The 20,668-nt window shown below is 72.1% G+C and carries 18 protein-coding genes; 16 read left to right on the top strand and 2 right to left on the bottom strand.

What is annotated here, in order from left to right; genetic code table 11:
* The 10 genes from IE248_RS32125 (at position 1) to IE248_RS32080 (ending at position 9,730) form a co-directional block, all read left to right on the top strand.
* Positions 1-294, top strand: coding sequence for an acyl carrier protein (locus IE248_RS32125; RefSeq protein WP_008740541.1), 294 nt, complete (start codon positions 1-3; stop codon positions 292-294).
* 11 nt (positions 295-305) lie between these two features.
* A complete protein-coding gene (locus IE248_RS32120; RefSeq protein ID WP_008740542.1) occupies positions 306-1,409 on the top strand; it encodes a fatty acid desaturase in 1,104 nt (367 codons plus the stop codon).
* Positions 1,410-1,423: 14 nt separating this feature from the next.
* Positions 1,424-2,278, top strand: coding sequence for an alpha/beta fold hydrolase (locus IE248_RS32115; protein ID WP_229895683.1), 855 nt, complete (start codon positions 1,424-1,426; stop codon positions 2,276-2,278).
* 75 nt (positions 2,279-2,353) lie between these two features.
* Entirely contained in the window at positions 2,354-2,545 is a 192-nt protein-coding gene (locus IE248_RS32110; protein WP_434093861.1) for a rubredoxin, read from the top strand.
* A gap of 46 nt (positions 2,546-2,591) precedes the next feature.
* Positions 2,592-3,833, top strand: coding sequence for a cytochrome P450 (locus tag IE248_RS32105; RefSeq protein ID WP_050779318.1), 1,242 nt, complete (start codon positions 2,592-2,594; stop codon positions 3,831-3,833).
* A gap of 35 nt (positions 3,834-3,868) precedes the next feature.
* Positions 3,869-5,263 carry an MFS transporter gene (locus IE248_RS32100; protein WP_073794867.1) on the top strand — a complete coding sequence of 465 codons (1,395 nt, stop codon included), beginning with the start codon at positions 3,869-3,871 and terminating at the stop codon, positions 5,261-5,263.
* A complete protein-coding gene (locus IE248_RS32095; RefSeq protein ID WP_190032529.1) occupies positions 5,260-6,258 on the top strand; it encodes a hypothetical protein in 999 nt (332 codons plus the stop codon). Before IE248_RS32100 ends, IE248_RS32095 begins: the two co-directional genes overlap by 4 nt.
* Before the next feature lie 36 nt (positions 6,259-6,294).
* A complete protein-coding gene (locus IE248_RS32090) occupies positions 6,295-7,062 on the top strand; it encodes an SDR family oxidoreductase (RefSeq protein WP_008740553.1) in 768 nt (255 codons plus the stop codon).
* Positions 7,063-7,204: 142 nt separating this feature from the next.
* Positions 7,205-8,866 (top strand): FAD-binding oxidoreductase, encoded by a 1,662-nt coding sequence (locus IE248_RS32085; RefSeq protein WP_073776718.1) that lies wholly within the window; start codon positions 7,205-7,207, stop codon positions 8,864-8,866.
* Between the two features lie 276 nt (positions 8,867-9,142).
* Positions 9,143-9,730, top strand: coding sequence for a TetR family transcriptional regulator (locus IE248_RS32080; protein ID WP_008740556.1), 588 nt, complete (start codon positions 9,143-9,145; stop codon positions 9,728-9,730).
* 15 nt (positions 9,731-9,745) lie between these two features.
* Here IE248_RS32080 and IE248_RS32075 read toward each other — a convergent pair whose 3' ends face one another.
* On the bottom strand, positions 9,746-10,387 hold the full coding sequence (locus tag IE248_RS32075) for a ScbR family autoregulator-binding transcription factor (protein ID WP_047961251.1): 642 nt from the start codon (positions 10,385-10,387) through the stop codon (positions 9,746-9,748).
* Between the two features lie 105 nt (positions 10,388-10,492).
* Positions 10,493-11,284: a response regulator transcription factor gene (locus IE248_RS32070; RefSeq protein WP_008740558.1), complete on the bottom strand. Its 792-nt coding sequence runs from the start codon at positions 11,282-11,284 to the stop codon at positions 10,493-10,495.
* A gap of 495 nt (positions 11,285-11,779) precedes the next feature.
* Between IE248_RS32070 and IE248_RS32065 the strand changes: the two genes are divergently transcribed.
* The 6 genes from IE248_RS32065 to IE248_RS32040 all read left to right on the top strand — a co-directional run.
* A complete protein-coding gene (locus IE248_RS32065; RefSeq protein ID WP_008740559.1) occupies positions 11,780-12,751 on the top strand; it encodes a ScbA/BarX family gamma-butyrolactone biosynthesis protein in 972 nt (323 codons plus the stop codon).
* Positions 12,752-12,782: 31 nt separating this feature from the next.
* Complete coding sequence (locus IE248_RS32060) at positions 12,783-13,817, top strand: NAD-dependent epimerase/dehydratase family protein (protein ID WP_229895682.1); 1,035 nt, start codon at positions 12,783-12,785, stop codon at positions 13,815-13,817.
* Between the two features lie 427 nt (positions 13,818-14,244).
* Positions 14,245-15,303: a beta-ketoacyl synthase N-terminal-like domain-containing protein gene (locus IE248_RS32055; protein WP_308438199.1), complete on the top strand. Its 1,059-nt coding sequence runs from the start codon at positions 14,245-14,247 to the stop codon at positions 15,301-15,303.
* Positions 15,304-15,359: 56 nt separating this feature from the next.
* On the top strand, positions 15,360-18,851 hold the full coding sequence (gene metH, locus IE248_RS32050) for a methionine synthase (RefSeq protein WP_190032527.1): 3,492 nt from the start codon (positions 15,360-15,362) through the stop codon (positions 18,849-18,851).
* A complete protein-coding gene (metF, locus tag IE248_RS32045) occupies positions 18,848-19,747 on the top strand; it encodes a methylenetetrahydrofolate reductase [NAD(P)H] (RefSeq protein ID WP_008740563.1) in 900 nt (299 codons plus the stop codon). The genes metH and metF overlap by 4 nt, the downstream gene beginning before the upstream one ends.
* A partial coding sequence (locus tag IE248_RS32040) for an adenosylhomocysteinase (protein WP_190032526.1) occupies positions 19,728-20,668 on the top strand: 941 nt, incomplete at its 3' end. The genes metF and IE248_RS32040, both read left to right, overlap by 20 nt.

Below are 20,668 nucleotides of genomic sequence, written 5' to 3'. Positions count from 1 at the left end.
GTGTTCAGGAAGAAGGCAGTGAAGCCGAGCGGCCCGCTGACGCAGGAGGTCCTGCGTGACTGGCTGATGGGCTATCTCGCCGATCACCTCAAGATCGCCAAGGCCGACATAGACACCGGTACCACCTTCGAGTCCTACGGGCTCGACTCCCGGGTCGCCGTCCAGGTCTCCGGCGCGCTGGAGAAGGTCGTGGAGCGCCGGCTCTCCCCGGGTCTGCTGTACGAGCACCAGACCATCGACGATCTGAGCGGATACCTGGCCAAGGAGCTCCGGCTCCCGGAGCAGGCAGTCTAGGAGGGTGCGACATGGGTGCATTTGATTTCCCGACCGCGCCTGACGCGCAGTTCGAGAAATTCCTTGAGCAGTCCGCTGCGATCGAGGGTGAACGGCTCCAGGCGGCGGTTCCGAAGGACTACTTCGAGCCGCGGGTCTGGCGCGGGGTGCTCGGGTTCGCGGTGAGCTGGCTCGTCTACGCCGGCGCGATCGTCGGCGTGGCCTACTCCCCGCACTGGGCGCTCTACCTGCCGCTGTGGATCGTGGCCGGTCTGGGGGGCTGGGGCCTGCACTGCATCGCGCACGACGCGGGGCACGGCTCCTTCTCCCGCAACCGGAAGCTGAACACGGCGATCGGACACCTGTCCCTGCTGCCGCTGGCCTACCCGTTCCACGCGTGGCGCCACGTTCACAACATGCACCACTCCAGCACCAACCACCTGGAGCTGGACACCGACTGGCGTCCCCTGCCGGCCGGCATGTACGCGCGGATGCCGCTGCGCCAGAAGGCCGTCTACCTGGCCACCCGTACCTGGGCCTTCTGGGGCGGCACCGTGAACTACTGGCTGGAGTCGGCCTTCCGGCCCGGCTTCTACCCCAAGGAGGGCCACCGCCGCGACGTGAAGCGTTCCATCGCCTTCGTGCTCGCGGTGACCCTCCCGTACCTGGCCGCGCTCGTCTACTTCACCGGCTGGTCGGGGATCCTGCTGTACTTCGCGATGCCGTGGCTCGCCACGCACGCCTGGTTCAGCGCGACGACGCTGATGCACCACAGCGCCAGCGACATCCCGTACCTGACGGCGGAGCACTGGACGCGCAATGCCAGCCGGCTCCTGGTGACGACGGACTACGTCTACCCCAAGTGGCTCCTGTTCCTCACGCACAACATCTCGATCCACACGGCCCACCACGTGGCACCGGTCATCCCCTTCTACAACCTGCCCAAGGCCCAGCAGGCCCTGAAGCAGAAGTACCCGGGGATGGTGCGCGAGGAGGTGTTCTCCTTCCGTCAGATGTGGCAGATCGTCCGCCATCTGCACTTCTACGACACGGAGTCCGGCTTCTACAGTGACGCCTCCGGCAGCAAGGTGCCGCCGAAGCCGTCCGACCCGAAGCTCACCGAGGCCGTGCGGTGACAGGGCGCCGAGCCGTGCGCCGGGCGGCACACAGTGCCCTGAGCCTCATCGCTCCGGGCGCCGGGGCCCGCTGGGCCACCGACGCGTTCAGCGACACCCGCCGGCTGGGCCGCAAACCCGACAACGTGCTCCCCCTGGGAGCGCGCCGGTTCGCGGTGCACGGCTCACCGGACATCTCGGGGGGCTACCTCTGGGGTGATCCGGCCGACGGAGCGCCGATCGCACTGCTGGTGCACGGCTGGGCGACCGACAGCAGCAGCATGCACTCCTTCGTGGAACCGATGCGGCGGCTCGGCTTCACCGTCGCCGCGTTCGACGCGCCGGCCCACGGGGTGTGGGACGGCTCCCAGGCCACGATGACCCAGTATACCCAGGCCGTCGCGGCCGTACTGGACAGCCTGGAAGGCCGGGTCCGCGTGATCGTCACCCACTCCCTGGGCACGATCGCCTCGCTCAGCGGACTGGCCCTGCGCGGGGCCGACCTCGACGCCATGGTGCTCCTCGCACCGGCCTGCACCCTGGGCGGCGTCCTGGACCGGTGGGACGGCGCGGGCATGCGCGTCCCCGCGCAGACGGTGCGGCGCGTCTACGACGAACTGCACCGGCGCAACGGGGTCCCGGTCAGCCACTGGGACGCCGTCCGGCGCGGCGCCGGCCTCAGCTGGCCGGTGCTGTCCCTGCACGACCCGGCCGACGACTGGGTGCCGTACGCGGACTCCGAGACCATCGCCCGGGAACTCCCCGGAGTCCGGCTCGTGCCGGCCCCGGGCGTCGGTCACATCGGGATCCTCAGCTCCCGGGAGGTGAGCGCCACCGTCACGGCGTTCGTCTCCGCGCACACCAGCCGCCCCGCGCCGGCGATTCCCTGATCCACAGCCGCGCCGCCCCGAAGGCCCGTCCGCCTTCGGCGGCGGGCGCGGTACCAGCGACGAAGAAGTGATCCCGTGAACGAACCGAGTGTCGTGACCGCCAAACGAGCGTGGATGTGCCTGCTCTGCGGATGGGTCTACTACGAGGAACTGGGGGCCCCGGAGGACGGCATCCCCCCGGGCACCCGCTGGGAGGACGTCCCGGAGGACTGGGAGTGCCCCGAATGCGGCGCCGCGAAGATCGACTTCGTGATGGAACAGCTGTGAGCGGCGACGGCCGCGCCCTGTGAACGATGAGCCACCAGGAGCAGAAGTGACCGAGACCCAGGCCCTGACCGAACCGCTGGACACGATGATCCGGCTGCTGTCGTTCGAGGGCAAGCAGAACCCGTACCCGCTCTACGAGGAGCTGCGCGCCCACGGCGGCCTGGTCCGCCTCGGCGACAAACACTGGCTCGCCGTCGGTTACGAGGAGTGCGCCCGCGCCCTGCGCGCCCCCGGGCTGCTGCAGACCGACGCGGCCATGCAGGACCTGCGGATGCCCGGCTGGCGCGAGCACTCCTCCTGGCAGTGGCTCACCAAGAACATGCTGTTCAGCAACGAGCCCGACCACGACCGGATGCGCCGGTTCTTCTCCAGCGCCTTCTCCGCCCACAGCGTCTCGGCGTTCGGCCCCATGGTGGAGCGGCTCGCCGACGAGGCCGTCGCCCACCTGGAGAAGGCCGCCGCCGAAGGAGCCCCCGAAGGCGTCGACCTCGTCGAGGAACTGACGTACCGGCTGCCGATCGCCGTCCTCGGCGAGCTGCTCTCCATACCCCCCGAGGACCAGCCGGGGATGCACCCCCTGATCAAGGCCATCACCACCTCGATGGACCCGGTCGGCGACCTCAGCCAGCTCAACCCCGGCGACGCGGCGATGGACAAGCTCGCCGAGTACGTCGCCGACCTCGTCGACCGGCGCCGCGCCGCGCCCGGCACCGACCTCACCAGCGCCTTCGTCAAGGCCCGCGACGCCGGCAGCGACCTCACCGAGGAAGACCTCGTCGCCAACCTGATGGCGGTCATCGTCGCCGGCAGCGAGGCCCCGCAGGACCTCCTCGGCAACTCGATCCGGATCGCCGCCCAACACCCCGAGTACGCCGAACGGATCCGCGAGGACGCCGAGTTCACCGCCCGGTTCCTGGAAGAGGTGCTCCGCTTCGACCCGCCCGTGCACGCCCTGAACCGGGTCGCGGGGGAGGACCAGGAGTTCTTCGGCGAGACCGTCACCCGCGGCAGCGCCGTCACCCTGCTGATCGCCTCCGGCAACCGCGACCCCCGCCGCTTCACCGAGCCCGACCGCTTCGACCCCGACCGCCCGGGCAACCAGAAGCAGCTCACCTTCAGCGCCGGCGCGCACTACTGCCTCGGCGCGGCCCTGGCCCGGATGACCGCCGAGACCCTGCTGCCCAAGCTGTTCCGGCGCTTCCCGGACCTCGCCGTCGTCGGCACCCCCGGCTTCCGCGACCAGATCGTCCAGCGCGGCCACGACCGGCTGCCCGTCACCCTCGGCTGACCCGAAACCCGCAGCCACTACCGGAGACGACTCCCATGGCAACAACAACCACCGGGCAGGCCACCAGGTTCGGCGTGGTCCTCGGGGTGATATCGGCCGGCGTGGCGATGTCGAACCTCGACGTCTTCATCGTCAACGTCGCCCTGCCCGACGTCGGCGCGCACTACGACGGGGCCTCCCTGGCCTCGCTGTCGTGGATCCTCAACGCCTACGCGGTGATCTTCGCGGCCTCCCTGATCCCGGCCGGCGGACTGGCCGACCGGATCGGGCCGCGCCGGGCCTACCTGGCCGGACTGGTGGTCTTCACGCTCGCCTCCGTGGCCTGCGCGCTGGCCCCCACCGTGTGGGTGCTCGTCGGCGCCCGCGTCGTACAGGCCGTCGGGGCGGGGCTACTCATCCCGTCCTCCCTGGGCATCCTGCTCACCGTGGCGCCGCCGGAACGGCGGATCCCCTCGATCCGTACGTGGAGCGCCATCAGCGGGCTCGCGGCGGCCTTCGGGCCGCTGGCCGGCGGTCTGCTCACCGAACTCGACTGGCGCCTGATCTTCCTGGTCAACGTGCCGATCGGGCTCGTCGCCTGGATCGTGGGCCTGCGCGCGATCCCGGCCACCCCCGGGCGGACCGCCGCCGCCCGCGCCGACCTGCTGGGCGTCGGCCTGCTCACCGCCGGCATCGCCCTCCTCTCGCTCGGCGTGGTCCGCAGCGAGGACTGGGGCTGGTCCTCGTACGAGGTGCTCGGCTGCCTGGGCGGCTCGGTCGTGATCCTGGTGCTGTTCGTCCTGCGCTCCGCGCGCCACCCCGCGCCGGTGCTGCCGCTGGGCCTGCTGAAGCTGCCCGGGATGTCCTCCGCGACGCTCGCCAACCTGGTCTTCGCGGTGGCCTTCGCGATGATGCTGCTGTCCGCGGTGCTCTGGTCCCAGGACGTCTGGCACTGGACCCCGCTGCAGACCGGACTGGCCATCGCCCCCGGCCCGTCGATGGTGCCGATCCTCGCGATGGGCGCCGGGCCGCTCACCAAACGCTGGGGCGCCGGCGCGGTCTCCGCCTTCGGCTGCCTGGTCTTCGCCGCCGGCATCGGCTGGTGGCTGGCGGCGCTCGGCACCCGGCCCGAGTACGTCACCGGGCTGCTGCCCGGCATGCTGCTCACCGGCGTCGGCGTCGGGCTGACCGTGCCGACGCTGGTCGGCGCCGGGGTGGCCGCGCTGCCGCCGGGCACCTTCTCCACCGGCTCGGCGGTCGTCACGATGGCCCGTCAGATCGGCTCGGTCCTCGGGGTCGCCGTGCTGATCGCCGTGCTCGCAGGCACCGCGGGCGCCGGCCGGGTCGCCGCCTTCGACCGCGGCTGGTGGCTGACCCTCGGCATCGGCCTGGCCGCGGGCGTCGTCTGCCTGACCATCGCCCGGCCCCGGGCGGCGGAGCCGGCCCGGTGATCAGCGTCAGCCCCGCCGTATGGCGTTCGGCTGCGCCCGGCCGGCGGCGGGCCGTGGTCATCGCCGCCGAACCGTACGCCGGGATGCTGCGGATCGAGCCGACCGGCCGGCACGCCGGGCGGCGCGTGCTGGCCGCCCGGCAAGGGACCTCGCCGGCCGCGCTGCTGGCCGAGGCGGGGCCCGACGCCGACGTACTGGTGCTGTCCTCGGACGAGGCGCTGCTGACCGCCGGGCCCCGGGACCTCGGCCCCGGGACCGCGGTCGCCACCGCCCGGCTGGACGCCGGCGCGGACCACGCCGAGGGCATCCGCCGCCTGCTCCGGGCCCTCGCCCAGAGCCGGCCGGCCGAACAGCGGCTGCTGGACGCCCTGGACGCCGCCGGGAGGCTCACCCTCACCGAGGCGCTGACCGGCGCGCGGGCCGAGCTGCGCGGGCCGGGCGGGGAGCGGCTGTTCACCCCGGGCGCGGTGCGGCCCGTACCGGCCCTGTGGCCGGCGCTGGACACCGCCGCCTCGCTCGGGGTGCCCGACGGCCGGGTGACGGTCAAGGGAGCCCCGGTCGTCGTCGGCGCGGACCCGGCGGCCCGCGCCGCGTTGCGGCGCCGGCTGGCGCCGCTCACCAGCTACCCGCTGGTGCTGGCGGTACGGGAGGGGCGGGCCGCCCCGGTCCTGGCCGTGAAGGGCGGCTCCAACCTGGCCGCGGCGGCCCTGGCGGAGCTCTTCGCGGACCGCCCCGGCCTCTGCGCCGTCACCGGGGCGGCGTACGGGGCCGACACCGCGGCCGCCGGGGCCGATCCGGCGCTGCACCTGCTGTTCGGCGGCCCGGGGCACCGGCTCCGGTTCGCCCTGCCGTGCGCCACCACCACCGTGCGCTCGGTCGCCGGCGGGCCCGTCCTGGCGGGGCCGGCGCCGCGGCCGGCGCGCGGCCGGCACGGGCCCGGGCCGGTGGTCCCCCGGGTTCGGCCGAAGCGGCCCGCGTACCCCCGGACCCATTGAAAACTGTTGTCCCCACTCGATTCAGGAGATGTCAATATGACCGCACTTACGGGCAAGACCGCACTGGTGACCGGCGCGAGCAAGGGCATCGGCCGCGCCGTCGCCGAGCGGCTGGCCGCGGACGGCGCCCGCGTGGGCGTCCACTACAACAGCAGTGACGGCGCCGCCAAGGAGGTCGTCGCCGCCATCGAGGCCGCGGGCGGCCAGGCCTTCCTCGTCCAGGCCGAACTGGGCGTGGCCGGCGACGCGGCCGCGCTCTGGGCCGAGTTCGACCGGCACGCCGACGGCCTGGACATCCTGGTCAACAACGCCGGCGCCGGCCTGCTCGGCCCGATCGAGGGCGTGCAGGAGGAGGCCTTCGACAAGCTGATCGCCGTCAACGTCAAGTCCCTGTTCTTCGTCATCCAGCAGGGCCTGACGCGGCTGCGGGACGGCGGCCGGATCATCAACGTCTCCAGCGCCACCACCCGTATCGCCATGCCCAACGTCGTCGCGTACTCGCTGAGCAAGGGCGCGGCCAACACCCTGACCCTGACCCTCGCCGAGGCGCTCGCGCCCCGGGGGATCACCGTCAACGCGATCGCCCCCGGCATCATCGACACCGACTTCAACCCCTGGCTGGCGTACCCGCAGATGCGGGCCGCGGCCGAGAGCTGGTCGGCGTTCGGCCGCACCGGCACCCCGGCGGACGTGGCGGGCATCGCCGCGTTCCTCGCGTCCGGCGAGGCCGGCTGGGTCTCCGGCCAGGTCATCGACGCCAGCGGCGCCTCGTCGCTGGGCAACGGCCCGGCCCCCAAGGGCTAGCCGCCCCGGCCCCCGGCCACCGGGGGCCCCGGCGGTCCTTTCCCGTTCCCGACGTCCCGCATCCGACTCCTACCCCGGACGGGCCCCCGGCAGCAGCCGGGGGCCCCTCCCACACACCGTCACATCCAAGGGGGAAACCAGCATGGCCAACATCGCCAGACGGGCGCTCTTCAGAGGCGCCGCCGCCACCGTCTCCGCCGTCGCCGGCAGCGCGGCGCTCGGCGCCGTCACCGCCGCCCCGGCCGTCGCCGACGAGGTCGTGGGCGAGGGCCAGGACGCCATGGGGGCGCGTACGACGGCGCCGACCGGGGCCACGATCACCCCGAACGACCCGCGGTACGCGCAGCTCACCACCGGCAACAACCAGCGGTACGTCGCCGCGCCCTCGTACGTGAAGATGATCAAGTCGGCGCCCGACGCGGCCGCCGCCATCACCGCCGCGTACCGGGCCGGCAAGCGGGTCTCGGTGCGCAGCGGCGGCCACTGCTTCAGCAACTTCGTCTGCAACCCGGACGTCCAGGTCATCCTCGACTGCTCCGAGATGACGTACGTGGGCTACGACCCGGCCATGCGGGCCTTCGCCGTCGAGCCCGGCGCCCGTCTCCTCAACGTCTACGAGGCCCTGTACAAGGGCTGGGGCGTCACCCTCCCCGGCGGCGTTTGCTACGGCGTCGGCGCGGGCGGCCACATCGCCGGCGGCGGCTACGGTCTCCTCTCCCGCCGCAACGGCCTGGTCGTCGACCACCTCTACGCCGTCGAGGTCGTCACCGTCGACGCCTCCGGCACCGCCCGCATCGTGCGGGCCACCCGCGAGCCGAACGACCCCAACCGGGACCTGTGGTGGGCGCACACGGGCGGCGGCGGCGGCAACTTCGGCGTGGTCACGCGCTACTGGCTGCGCTCCCCGAACGCCCCCGGCGGCTCCGCGGCCACCCCGGAGAACCAGCTCGTCTCCCCGCCCTCCCACGTCCTGATGCACATCCAGGGCATTCCCTGGAGCCAGCTGGACGAGGCCAAGTTCAGCCGGCTCGTGAAGAACTTCGGCGCCTGGCACGAGGCGAACAGCGCCCCCAACTCGCCGCTGCGCAACCTGAGCAGCATCCTGAACGTCTACTCCAAGGCCAGCGGGATGCTGAACCTGGTCACCCAGGTGGACGCCGGCGTCCCCGACGCGGCCGCGATGCTCGACACCTACCTCAACCAGATCCTCGACGGGGTCACCACCGCGCGCGCCGCGAGCCGCAAACTGCCGTGGCTCCAGGCCGCCAGCCTCATCGGCACCATCAACACCACGCTCAACGACCCCACGCTGCGCGGGGCCCACAAGTCGGCGTACATGCGCACCAACTTCACGGACGCGCAGCTCGCCTCGCTGTACGCGTCGATGACGGCGGCGGACTACACGAACCCGCGCGCCATGCTGATCCTGTTCTCCTTCGGCGGCCAGGTGAACGCGGTCGCGCCCGACGCCACGGCGATCCCGCAGCGCAGCTCGGCCTTCAAGATGCTCTACCAGACGTTCTGGAACAGCGCGGCCGAGGACAGCACGCACGTCGCCTGGCTGCGCACCCTGTACGCGAACATGCACGCGGCGACGGGCGGGGTCCCGGGCCTCGACGGCCAGACCGACGGCTGCTACATCAACTACCCGGACACCGACATGGCCGATCCGGCGCAGAACACCTCCGGCGTGCCGTGGCAGCGGCTGTACTACAAGGGCAACTACGCGCGGCTGCAGCAGGTCAAGGCCAGGTGGGACCCCTCCGACTACTTCCGGCACTCGATGTCCGTGAAGCAGGTCTGACCGGCCGGAGTGCTCCCGCGTCGGCCGGTGAGGGAAGGTCACGGCGCCGGCCGACGCCGTCATAACGAACAGACTTGTCTGGTTGTTACTGAATCAGTCTGCGCGAAATCAGCGAATACCAAGCATCCGGGGAGGTCAAAGGGGCTGTAAAGGGGCTCTCGTTGGGCGAGGGGTTTCAAAAAACAGGCAGGGTTGTATGATTCGGTGTAGTGCCGACGGCCCGGCGGTCCCCCGCGCTTCTGTGTGCCGTGAAGAGAGAGATGCAGGTGCCGCGCCATGCAGAAGCGTTCCGAACAGACCCGCCAGGCCCTGGTCTCCGCCGCGGCGAGGATCATCGCGGACGGCCGGCCCGCCGACGCCGGGCTGGTGAACATCTGCCGCACCGCCGGAGTGAGCCGCGGAGCGCTCTACCACCACTTCTCCTCCACCACGGAGCTGACCGCCGCCGTGTACAGCCAGGCCTTCGAGCGGGCCACGACCCTGGCGGAGGAGGCCTTCGAAGGCCCCGCCGAGTCGGCCGCCGCCCGGTTCTGTTCCTCGCTGTGCACCGCGCTGCGCGACGAGGAACTCGTACGGGCGGGCACGCAGCTGGCGGCGGACGGCAGCGCCGGGCCGCCGCGGCTGCGGGACGACGCCCTGGACCTGGTCCGCCGTCACCTGGTCTCGGCCGGCGGGGAACTGGCCGAACTGGCCGACCTCGCCGTGGTGGTCACCGCCGGGCTGGAGTCGTTGGGGCGCACCGACGGCACGTGGTGGGAACCGCGCACCTCGGAGCGGATCTGGGACCTGCTGCGCCCCCTGTTCGGCCCCCGGGGGCCGGCGCGGGGAGGAAGCCCCCTGGGGGCGGCGGGCCGTCAGGACTGACGGGGCGCGCGGGGGCTACGGCGCGGTCTGCGGCGCGGCTTGCGGTGCGGTCTGCGGCAGCGGCGCCGTGCGCAGCCGGGCGAGCATGCCGGGCGTGGCCAGTCCGGGCAGCAGGAACCGCCACAGCGCGCAGACCCGGTCCGGCAGGTCCTGCCGGTTGCTGTACACCTGCGACATCACCTGGAGGCCGGTGAAGGCCCCCACGATCGTGGACGTGGCCTCCTGGAGGTCCACGCCGGGCAGCACCTCACCCTGTTCCCGCGCCTGGCGCAGCAGGTCGAGGATGGTCGCGTTCGACTGCTCGTACGGGGTCTGCGCCGGGCGCGAGAAGGAGGTCTGCTCCACCGCCAGCCGTACGCTCGCCCGCAGCACCGGGTCGTGCTGGAGCCGGCGCGCGAACTCCAGCGTGAGGTCGATGACGGCCTGGAGCTTGACGGGCTGGTCGGGCACCACCAGCGCCTCGCTCTGCGCGGCCACCAGCGCGGAGGCGATCGCCTCCTTCGAGGGGAAGTGGTGGTAGAGCGCCCCCCTGGTCAGACCGGTGCTCGCGAGGATCTCGTTCGTGCTCGCGGCGTCGTACCCGCGCTCGTCGAAGACGCGCGCGGCGGCCTCCAGGATCGACCGCCTCGACCGGTTGCCGCGTTCTTGCTGTGCCATGCTACGTCCTTGCGTTACTGACTGGAACCAAACCGACCTGTCGGAATCGTATCGGTCTGCGGAACGAGGGGCCCCGGGCGGCCCCTCCCGGGCGCCCGGGAGGGGCTACGGCCGGCCGAGGCGGAACCCGACGCCGCGCACCGTGACGATCCAGCCGCTCGCCCCGAGCTTGCCGCGCAGGCTGCTGACGTGGGTGTCGATGGTGCGGCCGCGGTGCGACCAGGTGTCGTCCCACACCTGCGTCATCAGCTGGCGGCGGGAGATGACCGCCTCCGGCTGCGAGGCGAGCAGATGGAGCAGGTCGAACTCCTTGCGCGTCAGCTCCACCGGCCGGCCGGCCAGCAGGACCTCGCGGGTGCCGGCGTCGATGCGCAGCGGCCCGTGCGTGATGACCCGGCTGGCCTGCGGCCGGGGGCGGGCCCGGCGCATCACCGCCTCCATCCGCGCGAGCAGTTCGCGGAAACCGTACGGCTTGACGAGGTAGTCGTCCGCCCCGGCCTGGAGCCCGAGCACCCGGTCGAGCTCGCTGCCGCGCGCGGTGACCGCGATCAGCGGGGTGTCGCCGACGGCGCGGATGGCGCGGCAGACCTCCAGGCCGTCGAGGTCGGGCAGGTCGAGGTCGAGGAGGATCAGGTCGGCGTCGCCGTGCGCCTGGAGGGCGAGGGCGCCGGTGGCCACGCTCTCGGCCAGGTAGCCGTGCCGGCGCAGCCCCACCACCAGGGTGTCGGCCGCGCGCGCCTCGTTCTCGACGACGAGGACCCGCAGGGCCGGTTCGGCCGCGGCGGCGGGCCGCTCCACCCGCGGCGGCGGGAAGTGGCCCGGCTGGGAAAGCAGGGTGCGCTGGGGGCGGATCTGCTCCGAGCGGGGTTCGAGGACATCCGCGGCCTGCCGATTCATCTGCTCCTCCTGAGGCGCAGTCGCGCCATCGGACTGCTGAACGCTCGTGCTGAATGAAGATACCAAACAGACTTGTCTGATTGTCAACGGGAGCGCGGGCTCCGCGCGTTGGTGTTGGTCGGGTCGCCGGGAGGCCTCTCTGAACAGCAAGTATCGTGAAAATAGGGTGTTTTGGGTCATCGGTTTGGTCGTTTTCCGTGATCGGAGATGAGGTGCGGCGACCCGCGTTGCGGGCGCGTAAACCCGGCAGTGCTGTCTGTTCCAGTGGAGTTGGGGCCGGAGTCAAGGGTTCCGGCGGCGCTCGCGCGGGAGGAACCGACCTCTTGGCGGGATTCCGTCGGTCCGGGTCAGCGGTTGTTACGGAAAACTCGAAGATTTCCTTAAGAAAAGAACCGACCTGTCTGTATCTTAGAGGTCTGCAAGCGATCACAGCGGGGGGCTGCCGACGTGTGCGTGGCTCACCCCTGCTCTTCAAGCAGAACAGGAGTACAGCGCATGTCGTCCCTCACCGCTCTCCGTATCCCCGCCCACCACAGCGCTCCGGCGGCGAACTGCCTGCTCACCACCACGGTGCCCCGGGAGTACGTGCACCGCGCGGCCGTCAGCGAAGTACTGCTGACCGGCTGGGGACCCGACCCGCTCGCCGGCCGCGACCAGAGCGACTCCTACGTCGTGCGGGCGCAGTGGCCGCGCGGCCACTCCCTCTTCGCCCCGGCCGGCGGCTACCAGGACCCGCTGCTGCTGATCGAGTCGGTCCGCCAGACCGGGGCCTTACTCGCGCACTCCGAGTACGGGGTCCCCTTCGGGCACCAGTTCCTGATGTGGGACATGTCCTTCATAGCCACCCCCGAGGCGCTCGTGGCGAGCCCCGTGCCCACCGAGGTCGAACTGCGCACCGTGTGCCGCGACGTCGTCCGCCGCGGCCGCACCATCGCGAGCATGCGCTACGAGGTCTCGGTGTGGCGCGACGGAGTGCCGCTCGCCACCGCCTCCGCCGCCTTCAGCTGCACCAGCCCGGCCGTGCACCGGCGGCTGCGCGGCGAGCGCCCCACCACCTCGGACCGCACCCCGCCGCCGGCCGTCGACCCGGCCGTGGTCGGCAGGTCCTCCGCCCCCGGCAACGTCGTCCTCGCCCCCGCCCCGGCGGGTCCGGGCGACCGGTGGGAGCTCCGGGTCGACACCGAGCACCCGATCTTCTTCGACCACCCCGTCGACCACGTCCCCGGCATGGTGCTGCTGGAGTCGGCCCGCCAGGCCGCCCACGCCGTCACCGGACTGCCGGACGCCCTCGTCCTCGGCATGGCGAGCACCTTCGAGCGGTACGCCGAACTCGACGCCCCCTGCTGGATCGAGGCCCGCGCCGAACGCCCCGACGCGGCGGGGGACATCGCCGTCCACGTCGTCGGCACCCAGCAGGACCGGCCGGTCTTCACCGCCGACCTCACCCTGCGCCCCAGCGCGGGCTGAGCCCGCCATCACCACCACCGGGAGAGCGCGCGTGCCCACCATCATGATCACGGGAGCGGCCGGATTCATCGGCGGACACGTCGCCCGCGAGGCCGAGCGCCGGGGCGGCCTGTCCCTGCGGCTGATGTCCCACCGAAGACCGCCGGCCGGCGCGGCCGCGGCCGGCCCCGCCACGGCCGGCCCTGACCCCGCCACGGCCGGCCCCGGCTCTGGCTCCGGCTTTGGCCACGGCCACGGCCCCGGCGCCGTGGTCCCCGGCCACCGGACCGTGCGCGCCGACCTCTCGGACCCCGGCTCGCTGCGGGGCGTCTGCGAGGGGGTCGACGTACTGCTGCACTGCGCCTCGCAGATCGGCGGCACCCCCGAGGCCAACGAGGCCGTCAACGCCCGCGGTACGGCCGCCCTGATGGCCGAGGCCCGGCGCGCCGGGGTCTCCCGCGTCGTCTACCTCAGCACCGCCTCCGTGTACGGCCGCGGCGCCTTCCGCGCCGCCCGGCCCGAGGACCTCGTCCGCAACCCGGGCTCGCCCACCTCGGGCTCGCGCGCCCACGCCGAGGACGCCGTCCTCGCGGCGGGCGGGGTCGTCCTGCGCCCGCACCTCGTCCTCGGCGACGGCGACCGCTGGGTGGTCCCGGGCCTGGCCCGGATCCTGCGGGCCCTGCCGGGCACCGTCGAGGGCTGGGCCGCCCGTACGTCCGTCATCACCGCGCAGGACCTGGCCCGGCTCCTGCTCGGCGCCGGCCTCGCCCCGGCCGGGGACCTGACGGCGTCCGTCTACCACGCCGCCCACCCCGTGCCCGTCACCGTACGCACCCTGCTCGGCGCGGTCGCCGCCGTCGCGGGCCCGGCGGCGGACCCGGCCGCCGAGGACCTCACGGCGGTGCGCGCCCGCGAGCTGCTCGCCGCCCGGGGCATCGCGGCCCAGGGGCTCGACATGCTGACGAGCGATCACTGGTTCGACAGCGACCCGGTCTGGCGGGACCTGCGGTGTACGCCCGGCCCGGATTTCGAGGCCGCGTTCAAGGAACTCGCCGAGGGCTACCGCCGCGCCCTGCTCGACATCTGACATTCCCCTGGACTTCTCCTGAACTGAACCCGACACGTATGCAATGGCCTTACGGAAACCTGACCGAGTTCTGCACGGCCCCGTATTGAACCGCGGCCCGTGACGGAACACGCTGTACATCGTGCTCCGGCATTCTTTTCGCGGTGGGTCAAAGGAGAGGGAAGGTATGCACGGCACGCTGACAGTGGTCCGGACGGACCCCCCACCGGCAATCGGTGCCGTGAAACCCTTCACCGGATCGCGGCGTCCCGCCGACCGCGAATCCGCCCACTCCCGGCCCGGAACGCGATCCCGCTTACGGCCCGCCGGACGTTCGCGCCCGGCCTTCCACCACGGCCCCGGCTGCCGGCGACGGCTGGGCCGGATCCCCCTGTGCCACCCGGCCGCCGCGTCCCGGGCGGAACGCGGCACGGCCACCTCGGTGGTCGTGACCGGCCTGGGCGTCGCCGCCCCCAACGGACTCGGCGCGGACGGCTTCTGGGCCGCGACCCGCACCGGTACGAACGGCATCGGCCGGATCACCGGCTTCGACCCCTCCCCGTACCCGGTGACCCTCGCCGGCCAGGTCCCCGGCCTCGCCGCCGAGGGGCGGCCGCCGAGCCGGGTACTGCCGAGCCGGCTGCTGGCGCAGAGCGGCCGGATGCCCCGGATCACGCTCGTCGCCGCAGGCTGGGCGCTCGCCGACGCGGGCGTGGACCCCGAGGAGCTCGGCGCGCTCGACCTCGGCGGGCTGGACGCCGGCGGCGCCGCGGTCTGCGCGGCGAGCGGGCTCGACGCCGTCGCGCAGGCCCGCCGCCGCATCCGTGAGGGCGCCGGCCTGGTCGTCTCCGGCGCCGTGGACGCCTCGCTCAGCCCCTGGGGCTGGGGCGTCCAGCTCGTCAGCGGCCGGCTGAGCGGCAGCGCGGAGCCCACCCGCGCCTACCTCCCCTTCGACGCCGAGGCAGCCGGACACGTCCCCGGTGAGGGCGGCGCGATCTTGATCCTGGAGTCCGCCGCGGCGGCCCGGGCGCGCGGCGCCCGCGTCTACGGGGAGATCTCCGGCTACGGAGCGGCGTCCGACCCCCGGCCCGGCAGCGGGCGCGAGCCGGGCCTGCGCCGGGCGATCGAGCTGGCCCTGGCCGACGCGGGAGCCGTACCCGGCGACGTGGACGTGGTCTTCGCCGACGCGGCCGCCATCCCCGAGCTGGACCGGATCGAGGCCGAGGCCATCACCGCGGTGTTCGGCCCCTGCGGCGTCGCGGTCACCGCGCCCAAGACGATGACGGGCCGGCTGTGTTCGGGCGCCGCCCCGCTCGACCTGGCGGCCGCGCTGCTGGCCATCGAGGAGGGCCTGATCCCGCCCACGGTCAACGTGAGGCTGTCCGACGCGTACCAGCTGGACCTGATCGGACCCCGGCCGCGCACCGCCGAGGTGCGCACCGCGCTGGTCCTGGCGCGCGGTCACGGCGGCTTCAACTCGGCCGTGGTGGTCCGCGCCGTGGACTGACGGTATTCGACGTTCTTTCACATTGAGCGGCCCTCTCGTTGAACAGGAGCTTTTCCATGGCCTCGCTGCCAACCCTTTCCGGTGACAGCCGGAACCGCTCCAATGCCCTCCGTGAGGCGCTCGCGACCCGTGTGGTGGTCGCCGACGGCGCCATGGGCACCATGCTCCAGGCGCAGGACCCCACCCTCGATGATTTCCAGAACCTCGAAGGCTGCAACGAGATTCTGAACGTCACCCGCCCCGATATCGTCCGGACGGTCCACGAGGCGTATTTCTCCGTCGGCGTGGACTGCGTCGAGACCAATACCTTCGGCGCGAACTTCGCCGCCCTCGCCGAGTACGACATCGCGGAGCGCAACTTCGAGCTGTCGGAGGCGGGCGCGCGGATTGCCCGCGAGGCCGCGGACGAGTTCACCGCCGCCACCGGGCAGCAGCGCTGGGTCCTCGGCTCGATGGGCCCCGGCACCAAGCTCCCCACCCTCGGCCACATCGACTACGCGACGATCCGCGACGCCTACCAGGCGAACGCGGAGGGGCTCCTGACGGGCGGCGCGGACGCGCTGCTGGTGGAGACCACCCAGGACCTCCTCCAGACCAAGTCCTCCGTCATCGGCGCCCGGCGGGCGATGGAGGCCCTCGGCCTCTCGGTCCCGCTGATCTGCTCGGTCACCGTCGAGACCACCGGCACCATGCTGCTGGGCTCCGAGATCGGCGCGGCCCTCACCGCCCTCGAACCCCTCGGCATCGACATGATCGGGCTGAACTGCGCCACCGGCCCCGCGGAGATGAGCGAGCACCTGCGCTACCTCGCCCGCAACTCCCGGATCCCGCTGTCCTGCATGCCGAACGCCGGCCTGCCGGTGCTGACGAAGGACGGCGCGCACTACCCGCTGTCGGCGAGCGAGCTCGCCGACGCCCAGGAGTCCTTCGTCCGCGAGTACGGTCTCTCCCTGGTCGGCGGCTGCTGCGGCACCACCCCGGAGCACCTGCGCCAGGTCGTCGAGCGGGTCCGCGGGCTGGCCCCGGCGGTGCGCGAACCGAGCCCGGAGCCCGGTGCGGCCTCGCTGTACCAGACGGTCCCGTTCCGGCAGGACACCTCGTACATGGCGATCGGCGAGCGGACGAACGCCAACGGGTCGAAGCAGTTCCGCGAGGCCATGCTGGAGGCCCGCTGGGACGACTGCGTGGAGATGGTCCGGGACCAGATCAGCGAGGGCGCGCACATGCTGGACCTGTGCGTGGACTACGTCGGGCGGGACGGCGTCGCCGACATGGCGGAACTCGCCGGCCGGTTCGCCACCGCCTCCACGCTGCCGATCGTCCTGGACTCCACCGAGGTTCCCGTCATCCAGGCGGGCCTGGAGAAGCTCGGCGGCCGCGCCGTCATCAACTCCGTCAACTACGAGGACGGCGACGGCCCTGACTCGCGCTTCGCCAAGGTCACCCGGCTGGCGCGGGAGCACGGCGCCGCGCTGATCGCGCTGACCATCGACGAGGAGGGACAGGCCCGTACCGTCGAGCACAAGGTGGAGATCGCGGAGCGGCTGATCGAGGACCTCACCGAGAACTGGGGCATCCTCGAATCCGACATCCTCATCGACACGCTCACCTTCACCATCTGCACCGGCCAGGAGGAGTCGCGGGGCGACGGCATCGCCACGATCGGGGCGATCCGCGAGCTCAAGCGCCGCCACCCGGACGTCCAGACCACCCTCGGCCTCTCGAACATCTCCTTCGGCCTCAACCCGGCCGCCCGTATCCTCCTCAACTCCGTCTTCCTCGACGAGTGCGTCAAGGCCGGCCTGGACTCCGCGATCGTCCACGCCAGCAAGATCCTCCCCATCGCCCGCTTCGACGAGGAGCAGGTGGGCACCGCCCTCGACCTGATCTACGACCGGCGGGCGGAGGGCTACGACCCCCTCCAGAAGCTTATGGCCCTCTTCGAGGGTGTCAACACCAAGTCACTGAAGGCCGGCCGCGCCGAGGAACTGATGGCGCTGCCCCTGGAGGAACGCCTGCGCCGCCGGATCATCGACGGGGAGAAGAACGGCCTGGAGGCCGACCTCGACGAGGCGCTCCAGACCCGCCCGGCCCTCGACATCGTCAACGACACCCTCCTGGAGGGCATGAAGGTCGTCGGCGAGCTCTTCGGCTCCGGCCAGATGCAGCTCCCCTTCGTCCTCCAGTCGGCGGAGGTCATGAAGACGGCCGTCGCCCACCTCGAACCGCACATGGAGAAGACCGACGCGGACGGCAAGGGCACGATCGTGCTCGCCACCGTCCGCGGCGACGTCCACGACATCGGCAAGAACCTCGTCGACATCATCCTGTCCAACAACGGCTACAACGTCGCCAACATCGGCATCAAACAGCCCGTCTCCGCGATCCTCGAAGCCGCCGAACAGCACAAGGCCGACGTCATCGGCATGTCGGGGCTGCTCGTGAAGTCGACCGTGATCATGAAGGAGAACCTGGAGGAGCTCAACACCCGGGGACTGGCCGAGCGCTACCCGGTGATCCTCGGCGGCGCCGCCCTGACCCGCGCCTACGTCGAACAGGACCTCCACGAGATCTACCAGGGCGAGGTCCGCTACGCCCGCGACGCCTTCGAGGGCCTGCGCCTGATGGACACCCTGATGGCCGTCAAACGCGGTGTACCCGGCGCCGAACTCCCGCCCCTCAAACAGCGCCGCGTCGCCCGGCGGTCCGTACCCCTCCCGGACCTCCCCGAGCAGGACGTACCGGCGCGCTCCGACGTCTCCGTCGACAACCCGGTCCCCACCCCGCCGTTCTGGGGCACCCGCGTCGTCAAGGGCATCCCGCTCAAGGACTACGCCTCCTGGCTCGACGAGGCCGCCCTCTTCAAGGGCCAGTGGGGCCTGGGCCGCGAGACGATCGAGACCGAGGGCCGGCCGCGGCTGCGGATGTGGCTGGACCGGATGCGGACCGAGAACCTCCTGGAGGCCGCCGTCGTCCACGGCTACTTCCGCTGCGTGTCCAAGGGCGAGGACCTGATCGTCCTCGACGAGAACGGCTCCGAGCGGACCCGCTTCACCTTCCCCCGCCAGGAGCGCACCCGGCGGCTCTGCCTCGCCGACTACTTCCGCTCCGCGGACTCCGGCGAGAGCGACGTCATCGGCTTCCAGGTCGTCACCGTCGGAAACCGCATCGGCGAGGCCACCGCCAAGCTCTTCGAGGCCGACTCCTACCGCGACTACCTGGAGCTGCACGGCCTGTCCGTCCAGCTCGCCGAGGCGCTCGCCGAGTACTGGCACGCCCGGGTCCGCGCCGAACTCGGCATCGGCTCCGACGACCCCGCCGACCTGGGCGGCATGCTCCGCACCGAATACCAGGGCCGGCGCTACTCCTTCGGCTACCCCGCCTGCCCCGACCTGGAGGACCGGGCGAAGATCGCCGACCTGCTCCGGCCGGAGCGGATCGGGGTCCAGCTCTCCGAGGAGTTCCAGCTCCACCCCGAGCAGTCCACGGACGCCATGGTCGTCCACCACCCCGAGGCCACGTACTTCAACACGGGAGTCAGACGATGAGCGGCCTGCGCGAACTGCTGGCGAGCGGACAGCGATCGTTCTCCTTCGAGTTCTTCCCGCCCAAGACGGACGCCGGCGAGCGCGTCCTGTGGAACGCCATCCGCCGGATCGAGGCGATGGCTCCGTCGTTCGTCTCCGTCACCTACGGGGCCGGCGGTTCCTCGCGCGACCGGACCGTCGAGGTGACCAAGCGGATGGTCGCCGAGACCACCCTGCTGCCCGTGGCGCACCTGACGGCCGTCGGGCACTCGGTGGCCGAGCTGCGCCACATCATCGGCCAGTACGCGGACGCCGGCGTGCGCGACGTACTCGCCCTGCGCGGCGATCCGCCGGGCAACCCGAACGCCACCTGGACGGCGCACCCCCAGGGCCTGCGCCATGCAGACGAACTGGTCTCCCTGGTCCGGGCCTCGGGCGACTTCAGCGTCGGGGTCGCCGCCTTCCCCGAGATGCACCCGCGCTCGCCCGACTGGGACACCGACATCCGGCACTTCGTCGCCAAGTGCCGGGCGGGCGCCGACTACGCCATCACCCAGATGTTCTTCCACGTCGAGGACTACCTGCGGCTGCGCGACCGGGTGGCCGCCGCCGGCTGCGACACCCCGATCATCCCGGAGATCATGCCCGCCACCGACGCCCGCCAGATCGGCCGCTTCGCCGAACTCAGCGGCGCGGCCTTCCCCGAAGAGCTGGCCGGACGGCTCGAAGCCGCGAAGGACAACCCGGCCGACGGGCACCGCATCGGCGTCGAGTACGCCACGGCGATGGCCGACCGGCTCCTCGCCGAAGGCGCACCGGGCCTGCACTACATCACCCTCAACCGCTCGACCGCCACGCTAGAGATCCACCAGAACATCATCGAATCAAGGAGCGCACATGCCCTCGCCCACGGCTGAGTTCACCGACTTCAAGGTCGCCGACCTGGCCCTCGCGGAGTTCGGCCGCAAGGAGATCACCCTCGCCGAGCACGAGATGCCGGGTCTGATGTCGATCCGCCGGGAGTACGCGGCGGCCCAGCCGCTGGCCGGCGCCCGCATCACCGGCTCCCTGCACATGACCGTGCAGACGGCGGTGCTGATCGAGACCCTGGTCGCGCTGGGCGCGCAGGTGCGGTGGGTGTCGTGCAACATCTACTCCACCCAGGACCACGCCGCGGCCGCGATAGCCGCGGCCGGCATCCCCGTCTTCGCCTGGAAGGGCGAGACGCTGGAGGAGTACTGGTGGTGCACCGAGCAGGCGCTGACCTGGCCCGGGCACTCCGGCCCGAACATGATCCTCGACGACGGCGGTGACGCCACCCTCCTCGTCCACAAGGGCGCCGAGTACGCCAAGGCCGGCTCCGTCCCGGACCCGTCGACCGCCGACAACGAGGAGATGGCCCTGGTCCTGGCCCTCCTGCGGGACTCCTCCCTCGACTGGACGGCCCTGGCCGCCGAGATCCGCGGCGTGACCGAGGAGACCACCACCGGTGTGCACCGTCTCTACGAGATGATGTCCGAGGGCACCCTGCTGTTCCCGGCGATCAACGTGAACGACGCGGTGACGAAGTCGAAGTTCGACAACAAGTACGGCTGCCGTCACTCGCTGATCGACGGCATCAACCGTGCGACCGATGTTCTGATCGGTGGCAAGGTGGCGGTGGTGTTCGGTTACGGCGATGTCGGCAAGGGCTGTGCGGAGTCGCTGCGCGGTCAGGGTGCCCGGGTCATCGTGACGGAGATCGACCCGATCTGCGCGCTCCAGGCGGCGATGGACGGGTACCAGGTCGCGACGCTGGACGATGTGGTGGAGACGGCGGACATCTTCATCACGACGAC

The sequence above is a fragment of the Streptomyces goshikiensis genome, from assembly GCF_014650555.1.
Lineage (GTDB): Bacteria > Actinomycetota > Actinomycetes > Streptomycetales > Streptomycetaceae > Streptomyces > Streptomyces goshikiensis.
The sequence above is the reverse complement of the archived record's forward strand: the minus strand, read 5'-3'. Positions and strand labels throughout refer to the sequence as shown.

Coding starts and splice junctions, on each gene's coding strand:
- IE248_RS32120 (WP_008740542.1), top strand. CDS start 306: ATGGGTGCATTTGATTTCCCGACCGCGCCTGACGCGCAGTTCGAGAAA.
- IE248_RS32100 (WP_073794867.1), top strand. CDS start 3,869: ATGGCAACAACAACCACCGGGCAGGCCACCAGGTTCGGCGTGGTCCTC.
- IE248_RS32090 (WP_008740553.1), top strand. CDS start 6,295: ATGACCGCACTTACGGGCAAGACCGCACTGGTGACCGGCGCGAGCAAG.
- IE248_RS32085 (WP_073776718.1), top strand. CDS start 7,205: ATGGCCAACATCGCCAGACGGGCGCTCTTCAGAGGCGCCGCCGCCACC.
- IE248_RS32080 (WP_008740556.1), top strand. CDS start 9,143: ATGCAGAAGCGTTCCGAACAGACCCGCCAGGCCCTGGTCTCCGCCGCG.
- IE248_RS32075 (WP_047961251.1), bottom strand. CDS start 10,387: ATGGCACAGCAAGAACGCGGCAACCGGTCGAGGCGGTCGATCCTGGAG.
- IE248_RS32070 (WP_008740558.1), bottom strand. CDS start 11,284: ATGAATCGGCAGGCCGCGGATGTCCTCGAACCCCGCTCGGAGCAGATC.
- IE248_RS32065 (WP_008740559.1), top strand. CDS start 11,780: ATGTCGTCCCTCACCGCTCTCCGTATCCCCGCCCACCACAGCGCTCCG.
- metH (WP_190032527.1), top strand. CDS start 15,360: ATGGCCTCGCTGCCAACCCTTTCCGGTGACAGCCGGAACCGCTCCAAT.
- metF (WP_008740563.1), top strand. CDS start 18,848: ATGAGCGGCCTGCGCGAACTGCTGGCGAGCGGACAGCGATCGTTCTCC.